The organism is Pseudomonas sp. BN505 (genome assembly GCF_029873175.1).
Taxonomy (GTDB): Bacteria; Pseudomonadota; Gammaproteobacteria; order Pseudomonadales; family Pseudomonadaceae; genus Aquipseudomonas; species Aquipseudomonas putida.
This window is the reverse complement of the sequence record NZ_SSOI01000067.1, coordinates 177,447-195,517: the sequence shown is the minus strand read 5'-3', so window position 1 is coordinate 195,517 and position 18,071 is coordinate 177,447. Positions and strand designations below refer to the sequence as shown.

Annotated in this window: 17 protein-coding genes; 10 read left to right on the top strand and 7 right to left on the bottom strand. The window is 62.0% G+C overall.

Annotated elements, in window-relative coordinates:
- Positions 1–8 precede the first annotated feature (8 nt).
- Both purE and E8E78_RS23345 read right to left on the bottom strand, forming a co-directional pair.
- On the bottom strand, positions 9–500 hold the full coding sequence (gene purE / locus E8E78_RS23350) for a 5-(carboxyamino)imidazole ribonucleotide mutase (RefSeq protein ID WP_016489856.1): 492 nt from the start codon (positions 498–500) through the stop codon (positions 9–11).
- Between the two features lie 171 nt (positions 501–671).
- Positions 672–1,604 (bottom strand): LysR substrate-binding domain-containing protein, encoded by a 933-nt coding sequence (locus E8E78_RS23345; protein WP_162471777.1) that lies wholly within the window; start codon positions 1,602–1,604, stop codon positions 672–674.
- 182 nt (positions 1,605–1,786) lie between these two features.
- Between E8E78_RS23345 and aspA the strand changes: the two genes are divergently transcribed.
- The 4 genes from aspA (at position 1,787) to E8E78_RS23325 (ending at position 6,748) form a co-directional block, all read left to right on the top strand.
- Complete coding sequence (gene aspA / locus E8E78_RS23340; RefSeq protein WP_041168153.1) at positions 1,787–3,211, top strand: aspartate ammonia-lyase; 1,425 nt, start codon at positions 1,787–1,789, stop codon at positions 3,209–3,211.
- Positions 3,212–3,391: 180 nt separating this feature from the next.
- Positions 3,392–4,384 (top strand): AraC family transcriptional regulator, encoded by a 993-nt coding sequence (locus E8E78_RS23335; RefSeq protein ID WP_049273962.1) that lies wholly within the window; start codon positions 3,392–3,394, stop codon positions 4,382–4,384.
- A 217-nt stretch (positions 4,385–4,601) separates the two neighbouring features.
- Positions 4,602–5,645 (top strand): histone deacetylase family protein, encoded by a 1,044-nt coding sequence (locus tag E8E78_RS23330; protein ID WP_049273960.1) that lies wholly within the window; start codon positions 4,602–4,604, stop codon positions 5,643–5,645.
- On the top strand, positions 5,645–6,748 hold the full coding sequence (locus E8E78_RS23325) for a polyamine ABC transporter substrate-binding protein (protein WP_016502264.1): 1,104 nt from the start codon (positions 5,645–5,647) through the stop codon (positions 6,746–6,748). Before E8E78_RS23330 ends, E8E78_RS23325 begins: the two co-directional genes overlap by 1 nt.
- 84 nt (positions 6,749–6,832) lie before the next feature.
- On the opposite strand, the gene E8E78_RS23320 is transcribed toward E8E78_RS23325, so the two are convergent.
- Positions 6,833–8,362: a PLP-dependent aminotransferase family protein gene (locus tag E8E78_RS23320; RefSeq protein ID WP_049273958.1), complete on the bottom strand. Its 1,530-nt coding sequence runs from the start codon at positions 8,360–8,362 to the stop codon at positions 6,833–6,835.
- A gap of 90 nt (positions 8,363–8,452) precedes the next feature.
- Here E8E78_RS23320 and E8E78_RS23315 point away from each other — a divergent pair, with 90 nt between their 5' ends.
- The 3 genes from E8E78_RS23315 to E8E78_RS23305 are packed head-to-tail and all read left to right on the top strand — an operon-like array spanning position 8,453 to position 10,220.
- Entirely contained in the window at positions 8,453–9,082 is a 630-nt protein-coding gene (locus tag E8E78_RS23315) for an FMN-binding negative transcriptional regulator (protein WP_049273957.1), read from the top strand.
- 12 nt (positions 9,083–9,094) lie between these two features.
- Entirely contained in the window at positions 9,095–9,541 is a 447-nt protein-coding gene (locus E8E78_RS23310) for a GNAT family N-acetyltransferase (protein WP_016502267.1), read from the top strand.
- A 7-nt stretch (positions 9,542–9,548) separates the two neighbouring features.
- A complete protein-coding gene (locus tag E8E78_RS23305) occupies positions 9,549–10,220 on the top strand; it encodes a GNAT family protein (protein ID WP_049273955.1) in 672 nt (223 codons plus the stop codon).
- 184 nt (positions 10,221–10,404) lie between these two features.
- Here E8E78_RS23305 and oadA read toward each other — a convergent pair whose 3' ends face one another.
- Positions 10,405–12,210, bottom strand: coding sequence for a sodium-extruding oxaloacetate decarboxylase subunit alpha (gene oadA, locus E8E78_RS23300; protein WP_016502269.1), 1,806 nt, complete (start codon positions 12,208–12,210; stop codon positions 10,405–10,407).
- An 11-nt stretch (positions 12,211–12,221) separates the two neighbouring features.
- Positions 12,222–13,637 carry an acetyl-CoA carboxylase biotin carboxylase subunit gene (locus E8E78_RS23295; protein WP_016502270.1) on the bottom strand — a complete coding sequence of 472 codons (1,416 nt, stop codon included), beginning with the start codon at positions 13,635–13,637 and terminating at the stop codon, positions 12,222–12,224.
- 189 nt (positions 13,638–13,826) lie between these two features.
- Between E8E78_RS23295 and E8E78_RS23290 the strand changes: the two genes are divergently transcribed.
- Complete coding sequence (locus E8E78_RS23290) at positions 13,827–14,789, top strand: LysR family transcriptional regulator (protein ID WP_049273953.1); 963 nt, start codon at positions 13,827–13,829, stop codon at positions 14,787–14,789.
- Here the strand turns inward: E8E78_RS23290 and E8E78_RS23285 are convergent.
- Together E8E78_RS23285 and hexR are read right to left on the bottom strand one after the other, a co-directional pair.
- A complete protein-coding gene (locus E8E78_RS23285) occupies positions 14,731–14,949 on the bottom strand; it encodes a hypothetical protein (protein ID WP_080889157.1) in 219 nt (72 codons plus the stop codon). The genes E8E78_RS23290 and E8E78_RS23285 overlap by 59 nt on opposite strands.
- Positions 14,950–15,163: 214 nt before the next feature.
- A complete protein-coding gene (gene hexR, locus E8E78_RS23280) occupies positions 15,164–16,030 on the bottom strand; it encodes a transcriptional regulator HexR (protein WP_016489869.1) in 867 nt (288 codons plus the stop codon).
- Positions 16,031–16,133: 103 nt separating this feature from the next.
- Here hexR and zwf point away from each other — a divergent pair, with 103 nt between their 5' ends.
- Entirely contained in the window at positions 16,134–17,576 is a 1,443-nt protein-coding gene (gene zwf, locus E8E78_RS23275; protein WP_049273951.1) for a glucose-6-phosphate dehydrogenase, read from the top strand.
- Positions 17,577–17,665: 89 nt separating this feature from the next.
- Entirely contained in the window at positions 17,666–17,983 is a 318-nt protein-coding gene (locus E8E78_RS23270; protein WP_049273949.1) for a hypothetical protein, read from the top strand.
- Positions 17,984–18,071 lie beyond the last annotated feature (88 nt).

Below are 18,071 nucleotides of genomic sequence, written 5' to 3'. Positions count from 1 at the left end.
GTTGAGCCTCAAGCCTGGCGCGGGTCTGGGTTGTCCAGCACAGTGTCGGTCTGTTCCGTGCGGAACTGCTTGAGCGCCGCGTGGTACTGCGGGTACTTGGCGCCCAGGATGCTGGCCGACAGCAGCGCGGCGTTGATCGCACCGGCACGGCCGATGGCCAGCGTGGCAACCGGCACGCCGGCTGGCATCTGCACGATCGACAGCAGCGAATCGACACCCGACAGCATCGACGACTGCACCGGCACGCCCAGCACCGGCAGGTGGGTCTTGGCGGCGCACATGCCTGGCAGGTGGGCTGCGCCACCGGCACCGGCGATGATCACCTCGATGCCGCGGCCTTCGGCCTCCTCGGCATACTGGAACAGCAGATCCGGGGTGCGGTGGGCAGAAACCACCTTCACTTCGTAGGGAATGCCGAGTTTTTCCAGCATATCGGCGGTGTGGCTAAGGGTGGACCAATCGGACTTGGAGCCCATGATCACGCCAACCAGTGCACTCATCGTCGAGCCTCTTCGCTTGTGCGCCCGCGGGCGCGTCAAAAAACAACAAGCCACGCGGGACGACCGGCGTGGCTTGTTTGCTGATCTGGACCGGACGCATCCGGTCGAAAGGCCGCGCAGTATACCGTAAGGTGGTGCGTTTAAGGCACCCCGGCGACCAACTGTCGGGCCTTATTTTTCGGGGCTTTGGCTGACTTTTGGGTCAACCGTCGCCGTACCCTCGAGCTTGCGCCACAACAGCCTGACGTTGGCCTTGCGCACCAGGGCGCAGCGGTACAGGCGAATTTCCAGTGGCACGTGCCACTGGCTGCCGCCGCAGACGGCCAGCTCGCCCCGTTCCAGCTCGCCACGCATCGACAGGCGCGGTACCCAGGCAATACCCATGCCCTCAAGCGCCATGCTCTTGAGGCTGTCGGCCATGGCGGTTTCATAGACCGTGGTATAGCGCAGGTTGCGCTGACGCAGCAGCAAATTGACCGACCGGCCCAGGAAGGCGCCAGCGGTATAGGCCAACAACGGCACGCTGCCCTCACCTTCCAGGTCGAACAACGGCTTGCCCTCGCCATCCACGGCGCACACCGGCAACATTTCGGTGTTGCCCATGTGCAACGACGGGAAGATCTCGGCATCCATCTGCAAGGCCGCGTCCGGGTCATAGAAGGCCAGCATCAGGTCGCAGCCACCTTCACGTAATGCATGCACGGCATCTCCGACGTTAGTCGCAACCAGGCGGGTGGCGATGTTCAAACCGTCGTTGCGCAACTGGGCCACCCACCGGGGGAAAAAGCCCGACGCCAGGGAGTGTGCCGCAGCCACCTGCACCACCTCGCCCTGCCCGCCCTCAAGATGATGCAAATGGCGGAGAATTTCGCTCAACTGGTCGACAACAGTGCGCGCCGTGACGAGAAAAAGCTGGCCGGCCTCTGTCAGTTCGATGGGCGTGCGGGAACGATTCACCAGTTGCAGCCCCAACGCCGCTTCGAGGCTGCGGATACGCCGGCTGAAGGCCGGTTGGGTGACGAAACGCCGCTCTGCGGCCTGGGAAAAACTGCGGGTAGAAGCCAGCGCACTGAAATCTTCCAGCCATTTGCTTTCAAGGTTCACGAAGCACATCTCCCGGCGTGCACCAAAATGGAACACGCTCGAATGTCAATTGGCGTCACATGAAACACTATGCCGTTTGTGCATAGGTTAGCGTGCAACAGCATTGGCCGCAAAATCACCTTCAGGCCTAGGATTGGCGCCATTCCGGCATGTGCCGGGTCAATATCGAGATGATATACATCATGTCCTCCGCTGCATCGTTCCGCGTCGAAAAAGATCTGTTGGGTACCCTTGAAGTTCCTGCTGATGCCTACTACGGCATCCAGACCCTGCGCGCTGCCAACAACTTCCACCTCTCCGGCGTTCCGCTGTCGCACTACCCGAAACTGGTAGTCGGCCTGGCGATGGTCAAGCAGGCAGCTGCTGACGCCAACCGTGAGCTGGGGCACTTGAGCGATGCCAAGCACGCCGCGATCAGCGCAGCCTGCGCACGACTGATCAAGGGCGACTACCACGAGCAGTTCGTGGTGGACATGATTCAAGGCGGTGCTGGTACTTCTACCAACATGAACGCCAACGAAGTCATCGCCAACATCGCGCTGGAGGCCATGGGCCACCAGAAGGGTGAGTACCAGTACCTGCACCCGAACAACGATGTGAACATGGCGCAGTCGACCAACGACGCCTACCCGACCGCTATCCGCCTGGGCCTGCTGCTGGGTCACGATGCCCTGCTGGCCAGCCTCGACAGCCTGATCCAGGCCTTCGCTGCCAAAGGTAAAGAGTTCGACCACGTACTGAAGATGGGCCGTACCCAGCTGCAGGACGCCGTGCCGATGACCCTGGGCCAGGAATTCCGCGCCTTCGCCACCACCATGACCGAAGACCTCAACCGTCTGCGTTCGCTGGCGCCTGAGCTGCTGACCGAAATCAACCTGGGTGGTACTGCCATCGGTACCGGCATCAACGCCGACCCGGGCTACCAGATGCTCGCCGTACAGCGCCTGGCAACCATCAGCGGCCAGCCGCTGGTACCGGCTGCCGACCTGATCGAAGCCACCTCCGACATGGGCGCCTTCGTACTGTTCTCCGGCATGCTCAAGCGTACCGCGGTCAAGCTGTCGAAGATCTGCAACGACCTGCGCCTGCTGTCCAGCGGCCCGCGCACCGGCATCAACGAGATCAACCTGCCAGCGCGTCAGCCAGGCAGCTCGATCATGCCAGGCAAGGTCAACCCGGTTATCCCGGAAGCCGTCAACCAAGTCGCCTTCGCCATCATGGGCAACGACCTGGCCCTGACCGTCGCCGCCGAAGGTGGCCAGCTGCAGCTGAACGTGATGGAGCCGCTGATCGCCTACAAGATCTTCGACTCGATCCGCCTGCTGCAACGCGCCATGGACATGCTGCGCGAGCACTGCATCGTCGGCATCACTGCCAACGAACAGCGCTGCCGTGAACTGGTCGAGCACTCGATCGGCCTGGTCACCGCCCTGAACCCGTACATCGGCTACGAAAACGCCACCCGTATCGCCCGCGTTGCCCTGGAAACCGGCCGCGGCGTACTGGAACTGGTGCGCGAAGAGAAGCTGCTGGACGAAGAGATGCTCAACGACATCCTGCGTCCGGAAAACATGATCGCTCCACGTCTGGTTCCGCTGAAGGCGTAACCCGGCCGCTGCAAACAGTCTCACCAGGTTAAGGGACTAGACACCTCTCAACCTTTCAAGGCCCGAGCGATTGCTTCGGGCCTTTTTTTTGCCTGAGAGATGGTGGGGTCGCAAGCGGCACCGGGATATCGGCACACAACTTGCTCCATAATGCATCCCAGCCCCCCGGGATTACCCAGCATGCTGCACAGTCACCTGACCACCCTGAACGCAGTTTCGCTGATCCTCAACGTCTTCCAGGCAGACGGTTGCGAGGCTTCTGCGCTGCTGGCCGGCAGCGGCATTGGCCCGGCAGACCTGGGGCACGCCGATGCGCGCATCACCACCCAGCAGGAACTGCAGGTGTGCGCCAACGCCGTAGCCCGGCGCGAGGACATCGGCCTGGAACTGGGCCGCCGCATGCACGTGTCGTGCTACGGCATGCTGGGTTACGCCCTGCTCTCCAGTGCCACTTTGGGTGACGCCTTGCGCCTGGCGCTGCAATATCCGGCACTGCTGGGAACAGTCTTCAAGCTGCGGTTGATCGACGATGGCCAGCGGGTCTGGTTCAGCGCCAGCGATTACCACGACAGCCCGGCGCTGAGCGCTTTCAACGCAGAATTCTGCATGGTGTCGCTGAAAGTCATTTGCGACGACCTGCTTGGCCGCACGCTACCATTGCTGGCCGCCCGCTTCGAGCACCCACGGCCCGGCTATCACGCGCGCTATGCCGGTGCATTCCAGTGCCCCGTCGGTTTCGCCGCCGAGGACAATGCCTTTGCCTTCGAGCGGCGCTGGCTGGATACGCCCCTGCCGCTGGCCGACCCGATTACCCACCAAGCCATGAGCGAGCGCTGCCGGCGCCTGAACCTTGAGTTCACCGGCCGTCAGGCCTGGCTGGGGCGGATCCGTCAGTTGCTTACGCAGCAACTGGATGCCGCGCCTGGGCTGGAAGGCCTGGCACGGCAGATGAACTGCTCCTCGCGCACCTTGCGCCGGCATTTGCAGGCGCTGGGCAGCAGTTATCAACAGCTGCTGGACGAGCTCAGGTTCGAGCGCGCCAAGCAGTTGCTGGCCGATGAGCAGATGCCCATCTACCGTATTGCCGAAACGTTGGGGTTCAGCGAGACGGCCAGTTTCCGCCATGCCTTCCAGCGCTGGAGTGGTGTGGCACCCAGCCACTTCCGCGGTTGACCTGTTCCGGCCCTATCGCCGGCAAGCCGGCTCCCACAGGTACTGCGCTGCATTCAAGGCCTGTGCGGTACTTGTGGGAGCTGGCTTGCCGGCGATAGGGCCAGCACAGGCTAATCAACCTTGGCCACATCGATCCCCTTTTGGCCATTTGCGTCGTTCTCCGCTACTGACCCGCCGCTGACAATGGACCCACGCCAGTACCCACCGGAGAACAACAATGCTGACGATCTATTCCGATGACCACCGCCTGCACCATGGCCGCTGCGAGCTGATCGACGGCAAGCTGATGCCCTGTTTCGAAATGCCTTCGCGCGCCGACCATGTGCTCGACCAGGTGAAAAAGCGCAACCTCGGCGATATCCAGGGCCCGACTGACTTCGGCCGCGCGCCGTTGCTGCGTGTCCACAGCGCCGATTACCTGAACTTCTTCGAAGGCGCCTGGGCCCGCTGGGCTGCACTGGGCCAGGAAGGCGACCTGCTGCCGTTCACCTGGCCTGCTCGCACCCTGCGCCAGGTAAAACCCACTGGCCTGCACGGTGAGCTGGGCTATTACAGCTTCGATGCCGGTGCGCCGATCACCGCTGGCACCTGGCAAGCGGCCTACAGCGCTGCCCAGGTCGCCCTTACCGCCCAGGCAGCAATCCAGCAAGGCGCCCATTCGGCGTTCGCGCTGTGCCGTCCGCCAGGGCACCACGCCGCAGGTGAAGTGATGGGCGGCTACTGCTACCTGAACAACGCTGCCATCGCCGCTCAGGCGTTCCTCGACCAGGGCAAGCGCAAAGTCGCCATCCTCGACGTCGACTACCACCACGGCAACGGCACCCAGGACATCTTCTACAGCCGCGACGACGTGTTCTTCGCCTCGATCCACGGTGACCCACAGGATGAATTTCCGTTCTTCCTCGGTTATGCCGACGAAACCGGCGAGGGTGCCGGCGAGGGCTGCAACATCAATTACCCATTGCCGGCCGGTAGCGATTGGGCCGCCTGGAACGCCGCCCTGGAAGACGCCTGCCAGCGCATTGCCCGCTATGACGCCGATGTGCTGGTCATTTCGCTGGGCGTGGACACCTTCAAGGACGACCCCATCTCCCAGTTCAAGCTCGACAGCCCCGATTACCTGGAAATGGGCAAGCGCATCGCCCAGCTCGGCAAGCCGACCCTGTTCGTGATGGAAGGCGGCTACGCTGTGGAAGAAATCGGTATCAACGCGGTCAATGTGCTGGAAGGCTTCCAGCGCGCCCAGCCAGGAGCCCGGTAATGGTCCGACTCAAGCGTCTGCTCGCCCCGTTCATCGCTGCCACCCTGTTCACCGGTGCCCTGCAAGCCCAGGCCGAGCAGCGCACCTTGCGTGTGTATAACTGGTTCGATTACATCACCCCGCAGACCTTGACCGACTTCCAGAAGGACAGCGGCGTCAAACTGATCTACGACATCTTCGACACCAACGAAGCGCTGGAGGCCAAGCTGCTCACCGGCAACTCCGGCTATGACGTGGTGGTGCCATCCAACGTGTTCCTCGCCAAGCAGATCGAGGCCGGGGTATTCCAGCCGCTGGACCGCAGCAAGCTGCCGAACTGGCAACACCTGGACCCGGCACTGATGAAGCTGATCGAGGCCAACGACCCGGGCAACAAGTTTGCCGTGCCGTACATGTACGGCACCGTGCTGATCGGCTTCAACCCGGCCAAGGTCAAGGCGGCGCTCGGCGATAATGCGCCGGTAGACAGCTGGGACCTGATCTTCAAGGAAGAGAACATCGCCAAGCTCAAGCAGTGCGGCGTGGCCCTGCTCGACTCGCCTTCGGAAATTCTGCCGCTGGCCCTGCAGTACCTGGGCTTGCCACCGAACAGTGACAAACCGGCCGACTACAAGAAGGCTGAGGCACTGATGCTGAAGATTCGCCCGTACATCACCTACTTCCACTCCTCGAAGTACATGGCAGACATCGCCAATGGCGATATCTGCGTGGCGGTGGGCTACAGCGGCAGCTTCTCACAGGCCGCCAACCGCGCCCGCGAAGCCAAGAACGACGTGGTAGTGGACATGCGCCTGCCCAAGGAAGGCGCGCCGATCTGGTTCGACATGCTGGCGATTCCGAAGAATGCGGCCAACCCGGAAGATGCCCATACGTTCATCAACTACCTGCTGCGGCCAGAGGTGATTGCGCCGATCAGCGACTTTGTCGGGTACCCCAACCCGAACAAGGATGCGACCGACAAGGTGAACCCGGCGATTCGCAACAACCCCAACCTGTACCCGACGGCGGAGGCGATGGCCAAGCTGTATACCCTCAAGCCCCTTGCGCGGGATGCCGAGCGGGCCAGGACCCGGGCCTGGACGCGGATCAAGTCCGGCACCTGAGTCGCCCACTTCCACATTGGTCGCATGCCACGCGGACTCTGTGGGAGCCGGCTTGCCGGCGATTGGGCCGCATAGCGGCCCCATTCACTTTCTCCAGGCCTTGCGCAGTTTCAACAACGCCTCGGCAATCTCCACCTCCGGTACCGCTGCAAAGCCCAGCACCAGCCCTGCCCGCTTATCCACAGGCACCTCGCTGTCCGCCAACCAGAAATTACTCAGCGGCGTAACCTCCACACCCACCGCTTCAGCCTTGGCCACCAGTGCCTGCTCCCGCGCGAAGTTATCCACATCAACCTTCACATGCAGCCCGGCTGCCACTGCCGGCATGGCGCCCAAACCTGGAATATCCACAGGCCAGCCTGCCTTGAGCACATTGCGTCGGCTCAACGCTGCCTTGCGCATGCGCCGGATATGCCGCTGAAAGTGCCCGCGGGCGATGAACTCGGCCATCACGCATTGGTTGCTGACCTCTGAATGTCGCACCGCAAGCGCCTTGCCCTGGCTGAACGCCTGCGCCAACTGCGGTGGGAGTACCAGATAGCCCAGGCGCAGCGCCGGGAAGGCAATCTTGCCGAAGGTGCCGACGTACAGTACCCGCCCGTGCCGGTCGAGTGCCGCCAACGGAGCCAAAGGCGCGCCGCTGTACCGGTACTCGCCATCGTAGTCGTCCTCGATGATCCAGCCATCGTTGCGGTCAGCCCAGGCCAGCAGTTCCAGGCGACGCGCCAGGCTCATGGTTACCCCGGTCGGGTATTGGTGAGCAGGCGTCACGTAGGCCAGCCGGCAATCCTCCAACTGACCGAGCCGGCCGCAGTCCATCCCCTCTTCATCCACCGGTACGCCAAGCACTCGGCCACCCGCCAGTGTGAAAGCATGGCCAGCCGCCCGATACCCCGGGTTTTCCACAGCCACACCGTCGCCAGGTTGCAACAGCAACTGTGCACAAAGGCTGATGGCCTGCTGTGCACCACTGGTGATCACAATTTGTTCAGCCATGCAACTCAGCCCACGCGAGCGACGCAAGTAGGCAGCGATCAGTTCGCGCAGCATCGGCTCGCCCGCAGGGTCGCCATAACCCAGTTGTGCGGGGCTAGGATTACGCCAGAAACCCGCCTGCAGCTTGGCCCAGACGTCAAACGGGAACAGGTCGAATGCGGGAATACCGACGCGAAAAGCACGCGGCTGGCCGCTTCTTGGCGGCGGCAAGTGGTTGGTTTTCAGCCGCTGAAAAGCCCCGCTGGAACGTCGGTTGCTGGATAAATCCTCAGTGTCTTTTACTGGAAATGTGGATAAGTCTGTTGATAACCCATGGGATAACCCTGTGGATACTTGTGTGGATAGTTTTGGTAGCCGGCTTACATAGGTGCCATCGCCCACCCGGCTTTCGATGTAGCCCTCGGCGTACAACTGGTCATAGGCCCGCACCACGCTGTTGCGTGACAGCACCAGCATGGTGGCCAACTCGCGGGTGGCCGGCAGCCGGGTACCGCTGCTCAAACGGCCGTCCAGCACTCGCGCGCGCAGCGCCTGGTACAGCTGCTGGCTGAGCCCGCGGCGGCGGTCCAAGGCGATTCCGGAAGGGTCGAAAGGCAAGACGAGGGGGTTATCGCGCATGGCATTGGACCTATCAAAACAGGCAGTAATGGCTCTTACCCAGAACCAATAGCCTGCCTAGGATGGCACCATTGCACAAGGAAACCGAGCATGTACAACAGCAAACCCCACCAGGAGCACGACCTCGGCCGCCTGCACCAGCACATGCTCGACACCCGCCTGGCCGTGCTGGTCAGCCAAGGGGAGCAAGGCCTGTTGGCCACACACCTGCCGGTACTGGTCGACACGGGCGAAGGCGAGTTTGGCACCGTCTATGCGCACCTGGCACGGGCCAACCGCCAATGGCAGGACCTGGCACAAGGTGGCGAAGCCCTGCTGGTCTTCCCCGGCGCCGATGCCTATGTCAGCCCCGGCTACTACCCAAGCAAAGCCGATAACCCCAAGGTCGTGCCGACCTGGAACTACCTGGCCGTACACGCCTATGGCCCGGCGGAGGTGATCCACGACGCAGCAACGTTACTGACTATCGTCAGCCGCCTGACCGAGCGCCACGAACAAGGCCGCAACGAACCATGGAGCGTCGCCGATGCCCCGGCTGATTACATCGACGGCATGCTCCGCGCCATCGTCGGTATCCGTCTGCCCATCGCCCGCCTGCAAGGTGCGCGCAAGCTCAGCCAGAACCGCTCCGAGCAAGACATCTCCGGCGTGCGTGAAGGCCTGAGCGCCAGCCCTGATCAACTGGACAACCAACTCGCGGCGCACATGCGCCAACTGTGAAGGAATAGCCCCATGCCCAGCGTTACCCTGCGCCCCGTCAACGCCCAAGACCATGCCGCCTGGCTCGCCCTGTGGCAGGCCTACCTGCACTTCTATGAAACCGAGTTGGCCGATGAAGTCAGCCTCAGCACCTGGCAGCGCCTGCTCGACCCACGTGAGCCGACCCATTCGGCACTGGCCTGGGTCGATGGCAAGGCGGTGGGGATGGTCAACTTCATCTACCATCGTTCCAACTGGAGCATCGAAAACTCCTGCTACCTGCAGGACCTGTACGTGGACAGCTCGCAACGTGGCCTGGGCATTGGTCGCCAGCTGATCGAGCACGTCTACACCACAGCCAAGGCCGACAACTGCATCAAGGTGCACTGGCTGACCCACGAAACCAATGCCACCGCCATCAGCCTGTATCAGCAGGTTGCCGAGCGCTCGGGCTTCATTCAATTCCGCAAAGGCTTGTAGGCCGAACATGACAGACGTATTGAACTGGAAACCCGCCGCAACGCCCGAGGCCGAGCCTATTGACGGCCGCTTCATCCGCCTGGAAAAGCTCGACACGGCGCGCCATGGCGACGACCTCTGGGAAGTGCTGCAAGGCCCAACCGCCGACCCGGCGCTGTGGGACTACCTGCCCTATGGCCCGTTCGCCGAACGTGCTGCCTTCGACCGTTGGCTGGAGGGCAACGCCGCGGGGCGCGACCCGCTGTTCTACACCGTCATCGACCGCCCCAGCGGCCAGGCCCAGGGCATTCTCAGCCTGATGTCGATCGTGCCCGACCACGGCCGCATCGAAATCGGCCACATCGCCTTCGGCGCCGCCATGCAGCGCACACCCAAGGGCACCGAGGCGGTGTACCTGCTGGGCAAGCTGGGCTTCGAACTGGGCAACCGCCGGCTGGAGTGGAAGTGCAACAACGCCAACGCGCGCTCCAAGCGCGCGGCGCAACGGTTCGGCTTCGTCTACGAAGGGGTGTTCCGCAAGCACCTGGTGGTGAAGGACCACAACCGCGATACGGCGTGGTATTCGATCACCGATGATGAATGGCCAGCAGTGGCTGCGGGGTTCGAACGGTGGTTGAGCGAGGAAAACCAGCAGCCGGGAGGCCAGGTAGAAACGCTTGAGGCATGCCGTAAAAGCTGACAAATGTGGCTGATCAGCTGGCCTCTTCGCGGTTAAACCCGCTCCCACAGGTTCACCTCTGACCTCAAGGCTTGTGGAAATCCTGTGGGAGCGGGTTTACCCGCGAGGAGGCCGGCAAATCCAGCACAAAAAAAGGGGAGCATCCGCTCCCCAGAGGTTAACCGCTTGTAGATGAAGGCTTATCTCAGCCTTCGATCTCGATCAGGATCTCACCCGGCGTCACGCGATCGCCCTTGGCCACATGGATGGCCACGACCTTGCCGGCGATGGCCGCCTGCACTTCGGTTTCCATCTTCATGGCTTCGGTGATCAGCACGGCCTGGCCAGCCTTGACCACGTCACCTTCCTTGACCAGTACATCGACGATGTTGCCTGGCATGTTGGTGCTGACGTGGCCTGGGTCTGTGGCTTGCTTGCGCTTGCTGCCCCCGCCGACGAACTCGTTGAGTGGCTCGAACACCACTTCTTCCGGCATGCCGTCGATCGACAGGTAGAAGTGGCGCTTGCCTTCGGCCTTCACGCCAACGCCAGTGATGTCGACACGGTAGGTTTCGCCGTGCACGTCGATGACAAACTCGGTCGGGACGCCTTCACCGCCTGGCGCAGAAACGGCGCCAGCCTCTGGAATTGGCAACAACGCTTCCGGGGTAAGGGTGCCGGCTTCGCGCTCTTCGAGGAACTTGCGGCCAATGTCCGGGAACATGGCGAACGTCAGCACGTCTTCTTCGCAACGGGCCAAGGCACCGATGTCGGCACGCAGCTTGGTCATCTCCGGCTTCAGCAGGTCGGCCGGGCGCACGTCGATCACTTCTTCGCTGCCGATGGCCTGGCGGCGCAGCTGCTCGTTGACCACACCCGGGGCCTTGCCGTAACCGCCTTGCAGGTACAGCTTCACTTCGTTGGTGATGGTCTTGTAGCGCTCGCCGGCCAGCACGTTGAAGAACGCCTGGGTACCGACGATCTGCGAGGTCGGCGTCACCAGCGGCGGGAAGCCGAGGTCTTCACGCACACGCGGGATCTCTGCCAGCACTTCGTTCATGCGGTTGAGCGCGCCCTGCTCTTTCAGCTGGTTGGCCAGGTTGGAAATCATGCCGCCCGGCACCTGGTTGACCTGCACGCGGGTGTCCACGGCGGTGAACTCGCTTTCGAACTGGTGGTACTTCTTGCGCACGGCGTAGAAGTACAAGCCGATTTCCTGCAGCAGCTCCAGGTCCAGGCCGGTGTCGAACTCGCTGCCCTTGAGCGCAGCAACCATCGACTCGGTACCCGGGTGGCTGGTGCCCCAGGCGAAGCTGGAGATCGCGGTGTCGATGTGGTCGGCGCCGTTTTCCACCGCTTTCAGCTGGCACATGGCGGCCAGGCCGGCAGTGTCGTGGGAGTGGATGAACACCGGCAGCGACTGCTCGGCCTTCAGCGCCTTGACCAGTTCACCAGCGGCGAATGGGGTCAGTAGGCCGGCCATGTCCTTGATTGCCACCGAGTCGCAACCCATGGCTTCCATCTGCTTGGCCTGGGCAACAAAGGCGTCGATGGTGTGCACAGGGCTGACCGTGTAGGCGATGGTGCCCTGGGCGTGCTTGCCGGCGGCCTTGACCGCTTCGATGGCCACGCGCAGGTTACGCACGTCGTTCATGGCGTCGAAGATGCGGAACACATCGATGCCGTTTACCGCAGCCTTGGCGACAAAGGCCTTGACCACGTCGTCGCTGTAGTGGCGGTAGCCCAGCAGGTTCTGGCCGCGCAGCAGCATTTGCAGGCGGGTGTTGGGCAAGGCTGCACGCAGCTTGCGCAGGCGCTCCCATGGGTCTTCCTTGAGGAAGCGCACGCAGGCGTCGAAGGTGGCGCCGCCCCAGACTTCCAGCGACCAGTAGCCGACTTTGTCGAGCTTGTCGCAGATCGGCAGCATGTCTTCGGTACGCATGCGGGTGGCCAGCAGGGACTGGTGGGCGTCGCGCAGGATCGTGTCGGTTACGTGAATTTTCTTGGACATTATAGGTTTCCTCACAGGCCTGCGTGGGCGGCGATGGCGGCGGCGATGGCCAGGGCCAGCTCTTCGGGTTTGCGCTTGATCGAGTAGTTGGTCAGCTCAGGGTGGCTTTCGACGAAGCTGGTATTGAACTGCCCACTACGGAATTCCGGGTTGCGCAGGATTTCCTGGTAGTACGCGGCGGTGGTCTTCACCCCTTGCACGCGCATGTCATCCAGGGCTCGCAGGCCGCGGTCCATGGCCTCTTCCCAGGTCAACGCCCACACCACCAGTTTCAGGCACATGGAGTCGTAGAACGGCGGAATGGTGTAGCCGGTGTAGATCGCTGTATCGGTACGAACACCCGGGCCGCCGGGGGCGTAGTAACGGGTGATCTTGCCGAAGCTAGGCAGGAAGTTGTTCTTCGGGTCTTCCGCGTTGATGCGGAACTGCAACGCGTAGCCGCGGTGCTGGATGTCTTCCTGCTTCACCGACAGCGGCAGGCCCGAGGCGATGCGAATCTGCTCACGGACAATGTCGATACCGGTGATTTCCTCGGTGATGGTGTGCTCCACCTGCACCCGGGTGTTCATTTCCATGAAGTACACCTCGCCATCGGCGAGCAGGAACTCCACGGTGCCGGCGTTCTCGTAGTTCACCGCCTTGGCCGCACGTACCGCCAGGTCGCCGATGTAGGCGCGCTGCTCGGGCGTGAGCTGGGGGCTTGGAGCAATTTCGATGAGCTTCTGGTTACGGCGCTGGATCGAGCAGTCGCGCTCGAACAGGTGCACCACGTTGCCGAAGCTGTCACCGAGGATCTGTGCCTCGATATGCTTGGGGTTGACGATGCACTTTTCCAGGAACACTTCGGCCGAACCAAAGGCCTTGGTGGCCTCGGAAATCACCCGTGGGAAGTTCTGTTCCAGCTCTTCGCGGCTGTTGCAACGGCGAATACCGCGGCCGCCGCCTCCGGAGGTGGCCTTGAGCATCACCGGGTAACCGATGCGCTCACCTTCGCTCAGGGCTTCATGAATATCGGCAACGTTGCCTTCGGTGCCCGGGGTTACCGGTACACCGGCGGCAATCATGGTGCGGCGCGCTTCGGTCTTGTCGCCCATGCCGCGAATGACGTTTGCGGCGGGGCCGATGAACTTGATCCCGCGCTCGGCGCAGATCTCTGCCAGTTCAGCGTTTTCCGACAGGAAGCCGTAGCCCGGGTGCAGGGCATCACAGCCGGTTTCCACAGCCAGGTTCACCAGCTTGCGCGGGTTCAGGTAACCGGCCAGCGGCTCGGCACCAATGCTGTGGGCTTCGTCGGCGCGCTTGACGTGCAATGCGTGCCGATCGGCGTCGGAATAGATCGCTACCGAGCGTATGCCCATCTCGGCGCAGGCACGCACGATCCGAACTGCGATTTCACCTCGGTTGGCGATCAGGATTTTTTTTATCACTGGAGTCTTCCCAAAGCCGTAGGAACAGTCGAGCCGGTTCTACCGGTCGGCGCGTGGCCAGGCGTTGCTGGCCAGTCGCGTATTCACCCTAGCGCTGTGGTTCGATAAACAAAAATCAATATTTGTTAGAGGCAACATTAGTAAAAGCTTATAGTGCAGTTACAAGGTGTTGCCGAAGGGCGGGTAAAAATGCGTAAGTCATTGATGCGTATGACTTTGCGTCAATTGCAGATCTTCAATGAGGTGTGCGATTTGCGCTCGTACAGCCGTGCGGCGGAGGAGATGTCGCTGACGCAACCCGCCGTTAGTCTACAGATCCGCCAGCTCGAAGAGCTGATTGGCCAGCCGCTGTTCGAGTACGTGGGCAAGAAGCTCTACCTGACCGAAGCGGCCGAAGCCCTGCAACGCGCCAGCCGCGACATCTTCGGGCGCCTCGAGAGCCTGGACATGCAGCTGTCGGACATGCAGGGCTCATTGCAGGGGCAGCTCAAACTGGCGATCGAGTCCAGCGCCAAGTACTTCGTGCCACACCTGTTCGCCGCCTTCAAGCAGCGTCACCCGGAGGTCAACCTGACCCTTACGGTGGTCAATCGCGCCCAGGCCATCCGCCGCCTTTCGGACAACCGCGACGACATCATCATCATGTCGATGGTGCCGCAGGACATGGGCCTGGAGTTTCTGCCGTTCCTCAACAACCCGATCATCGCGGTGGCACCGCCCGAGCACCCGCTGTGCAAGCTTGAGCAGCTGCGCCTTCAGGACCTGGAGCCTCATACCCTGCTGGTACGCGAACAAGGCTCAGGTACGCGCAAGGCCTGCGAGGAGTATTTCAAGGACAAGCGCGTGCATTTCACCCAGACCCTGGAGGTGGCCTCGGCCGATGCCCAGCGCGAGTGCGTCATCGCCGGCCTGGGGATTGCCCTGCTGACCCGCCATGCTGTCAACCTGGAACTGGCCACCGGTGCGCTGAAGGAGCTACCGGTGGAAGAGCTGCCGCTGTACCGCAGCTGGTGCGTGGTGCAGTCCAAGGCCAAGCGGCAGTCGCCGGTGGCCTTGGCGTTTCTGGCGTTCATCCGCAGCGAACGTGCGCTGATCAGCGCGCTTGTTGAGCGTTTTTCGGGGAAGTTGCCGCTGAAGACTGCCACACTGTGAGTGCTTGCAACTCGGGATAATCCACCAGGTCGCGCAGCAGTTGACGTTGGTCGCAATACACCTCGATCGCGCGGCGGTATTCCATGCGGCGCTGATCTTTTTCCTGCTGCTTGCGAGCTTTGGCGTTGGGTTGGTAGATACCGTCGTGGTCACGTGCCATTGCCTGTCTCCCAGATAGGATGCGGGAGTTTCAGACTGGCCTTGAAGGTTTACGGTTTTGCTGTGGAACGATGACAAAACAGTTAAATCTGCTTCGCCTATGCTGGCATTTTCGCGGGTAAACCCGCTCCCACAGGGAGAACGCCGATTTCAAGAGCTGCGCAGTACCTGTGGGAACGGGTTTACCCGCGAAAGGGCCTGCGCAGACAAAGAAATCAGTCGTCTGTAGCCTTGATCGACTTGGGCGACAAACGCAGGCTGCGCAAGCTGCGCTTCACGCTTTTCAGGTGGTTGACCAGGCTCGGGCCGCGCGCCATGGCCACGCCCATGGCCAGCACGTCGATTACCACCAGGTGAGCGATACGCGAGGTCAGCGGGGTGTAGATTTCGGTGTCTTCATGCACGTCTATCGCCAGGTTCACGGTCGACAGCTCGGCCAGCGGCGTCTGGCTTGGGCACAGGGTAATCAGGTTGGCACCGCTCTCACGCACCAGGTTGGCGGTGATCAGCAGGTCCTTGGAACGGCCCGACTGGGAAATGCACACCGCCACATCGCCAGGCCTCAAGGTTACTGCCGACATCGCCTGCATGTGCGGGTCGGAATACGCGGCCGCACTGAGCAGCAGGCGGAAGAACTTGTGCTGGGCGTCCGCCGCAACCGCGCCGGATGCACCAAAGCCATAGAACTCCACACGCTGCGCCTGGGCCATGGCGCTCACGGCCTGTTGCAGCGCATGCGGGTCGAGGTGCTCGCGCACTTCCATCAACGTATGCAGGGTGGTGTCGAAAATCTTCAGGCTGTAGTCGGCAACCGAGTCGTCTTCATGAATGGCGAACTGGCCAAAACTGGCCCCGGCGGCCAGGCTCTGCGCCAGTTTCAATTTCAGGTCCTGGAAGCCCGAGCAACCGATCGCCCGGCAGAAACGCACGATCGTCGGTTCACTGATACCCACGCTGTGCGCCAGGTCGGCCATCGAGCTGTGCATGACCGCAGCCGGGTCGAGCAGCACGTGGTCGGCCACTTTGAGTTCCGATTTGCGCAGCAGGTGGCGCGATTGGGCGATATGTTGCAACAGATTCACGGGCTGGACTCGGTTATGATCGACTGGCCGGGTTGTAGCTTTCTTGTAGTTATACTACATGGACGCCAACCCGCCCAGTTAAACGAACGTGGAGAGTGGCGGTTTGACTATTCCTTGCGACATTCTGGTGTTCGGTGGCACCGGCGATCTGGCCCTGCACAAACTCCTCCCGGCGCTCTATCACTTGTATCGCGAGGCGCGTCTGAACAACGCGGTACGCATCATCGCCCTCGCCCGCCGCAACATAAGCCGTAACGAATACCTCAAGCTCGCAGAACGCCATTGCCGAGCGCAGATTGCCCGCAATGACTTCGACGAAGACATATGGCAACGGTTTGCCGCGCGCCTCGACTACTTCCCCATGGATGCTTCGCAAAGCGCCGACTTCGGCCGCCTGGCGCGCTACCTGGGCGAACCTGGCGGACTGACGCGCATTTTCTACCTGGCCACAGCTCCCAACCTGTTCGTGCCGATTGCCAATCACCTGCGTAACGCAGGCCTGGCCGACCCCGAAGCGCGCATCGTGCTGGAGAAGCCGATTGGTCACTCGCTAGCCTCGGCCACCGCCATCAACGAAGCGATTGGCGCAGTGTTCGACGAAAACCAGGTATTTCGCATCGACCACTACCTGGGCAAGGAAACCGTGCAGAACCTCATGGCCCTGCGCTTCGCCAACGCCCTGTTGGAGCCGGTGTGGCGCAACAATCAGGTCGACCACGTCCAGATCAGCGTTTGCGAAACCCTGGGGGTAGAAAACCGCGGCGCCTACTACGACCGCGCCGGGGCAACCCGCGACATGCTGCAAAACCACCTGTTGCAGCTGCTGTGCCTGGTGGCCATGGAGCCACCTGCGCAGTTCGAGGCTGAAGCGGTGCGCGACGAAAAGGTAAAGATCCTGCGGGCCCTCAAACCCATCACCGGCCAGGACGTGCAGGACAAGACCGTGCGCGGTCAGTATGGTGCCGGGCACATCGGCGGCCAGGAGGTGCCGGCCTATTACTTCGAAAAGGACGTCGACAACGACAGCGATACCGAAACCTTCGTGGCCATCGAAGCGCACATCGACAACTGGCGCTGGGCAGGTGTGCCTTTCTACTTGCGCACCGGCAAGCGCATGGCGCGCCGCTCGTCGCAGATCGTCATCCAGTTCAAGCCGGTACCCCACGAGCTGTTCAGCGGTGGCCAGGTCAACCAGCTTTTGATCCAGTTGCAGCCGGAGGAGCGCATCAGCCTGCGCATGATGACCAAAAGCCCGGGCAGGGGCATGCGGCTGGAACCGGTCGAGCTGGACCTGAACCTGGCTCAGGTATTCAGCCAGACCCGCCGCTGGGAAGCTTACGAACGCCTGCTGCTGGACATCGTGGAGGGTGATTCGACACTGTTCATGCGCCGCGATGAGGTGGAGGCGGCCTGGCACTGGGTCGACCCGGTAATCAAGGGTTGGCAGGAACACTTTCAGGCGCCACGCCACTATGCCGCCGGCAGCAATGGCCCGGAGCAGGCCGTTAGCCTGCTGGCCAGGCATGGCAGGCTTTGGTACAGCTGAAGCGCTTCGCTCTGCTTTGCCGGTAGGTGCTGCAAGCAATCTGTCGTTCGGAAGGTGCACACCGCGCTTTCCAGGACAGGAGTTTTACCATGATCATCGAATGCAAAGACTGGCAAGCCCAGCACGACAAAATGCCACCAGGCACTCGCCTGCGGGTGAACGGGACCATCACCGTAAGCCACCCAGGCATAGTGCCGGTACTGGTCAAGCGCAGAAGGCAGGACAAGTCCTTTGCACTGGCCCTGGAGCTTGAACTGCAGCAACAGGACGGTAACTTCATACAGGTTGTGTGCGACAAGGAAGTGACGTTCGAAACGCAAGACGAGCACGGCCTGATCCCGAGGGTGGACATTATCCACGACGGTAAACTGATCGCCTCCATTGCCGACATCGTGGAAACCCATTGATGTAGACGCGGTGGCCACTGCAAGCGCATCGCCTGTAGTGGCCGCTTTGTATGTTTGGCAGGGTGAATATTTATACAGTGCCATTTAC

Bases quoted from the DNA above. Each gene is read 5' to 3' on its own strand.
- purE (WP_016489856.1), bottom strand. From the start codon at position 500: ATGAGTGCACTGGTTGGCGTGATCATGGGCTCCAAGTCCGATTGGTCC.
- E8E78_RS23270 (WP_049273949.1), top strand. From the start codon at position 17,666: ATGATCATCGAATGCAAAGACTGGCAAGCCCAGCACGACAAAATGCCA.
- oadA (WP_016502269.1), bottom strand. From the start codon at position 12,210: ATGTCCAAGAAAATTCACGTAACCGACACGATCCTGCGCGACGCCCAC.
- E8E78_RS23335 (WP_049273962.1), top strand. From the start codon at position 3,392: ATGCTGCACAGTCACCTGACCACCCTGAACGCAGTTTCGCTGATCCTC.
- aspA (WP_041168153.1), top strand. From the start codon at position 1,787: ATGTCCTCCGCTGCATCGTTCCGCGTCGAAAAAGATCTGTTGGGTACC.
- E8E78_RS23285 (WP_080889157.1), bottom strand. From the start codon at position 14,949: ATGGCACGTGACCACGACGGTATCTACCAACCCAACGCCAAAGCTCGC.
- E8E78_RS23305 (WP_049273955.1), top strand. From the start codon at position 9,549: ATGACAGACGTATTGAACTGGAAACCCGCCGCAACGCCCGAGGCCGAG.
- E8E78_RS23330 (WP_049273960.1), top strand. From the start codon at position 4,602: ATGCTGACGATCTATTCCGATGACCACCGCCTGCACCATGGCCGCTGC.
- E8E78_RS23315 (WP_049273957.1), top strand. From the start codon at position 8,453: ATGTACAACAGCAAACCCCACCAGGAGCACGACCTCGGCCGCCTGCAC.
- E8E78_RS23320 (WP_049273958.1), bottom strand. From the start codon at position 8,362: ATGCGCGATAACCCCCTCGTCTTGCCTTTCGACCCTTCCGGAATCGCC.
- E8E78_RS23290 (WP_049273953.1), top strand. From the start codon at position 13,827: ATGCGTAAGTCATTGATGCGTATGACTTTGCGTCAATTGCAGATCTTC.
- E8E78_RS23310 (WP_016502267.1), top strand. From the start codon at position 9,095: ATGCCCAGCGTTACCCTGCGCCCCGTCAACGCCCAAGACCATGCCGCC.
- E8E78_RS23325 (WP_016502264.1), top strand. From the start codon at position 5,645: ATGGTCCGACTCAAGCGTCTGCTCGCCCCGTTCATCGCTGCCACCCTG.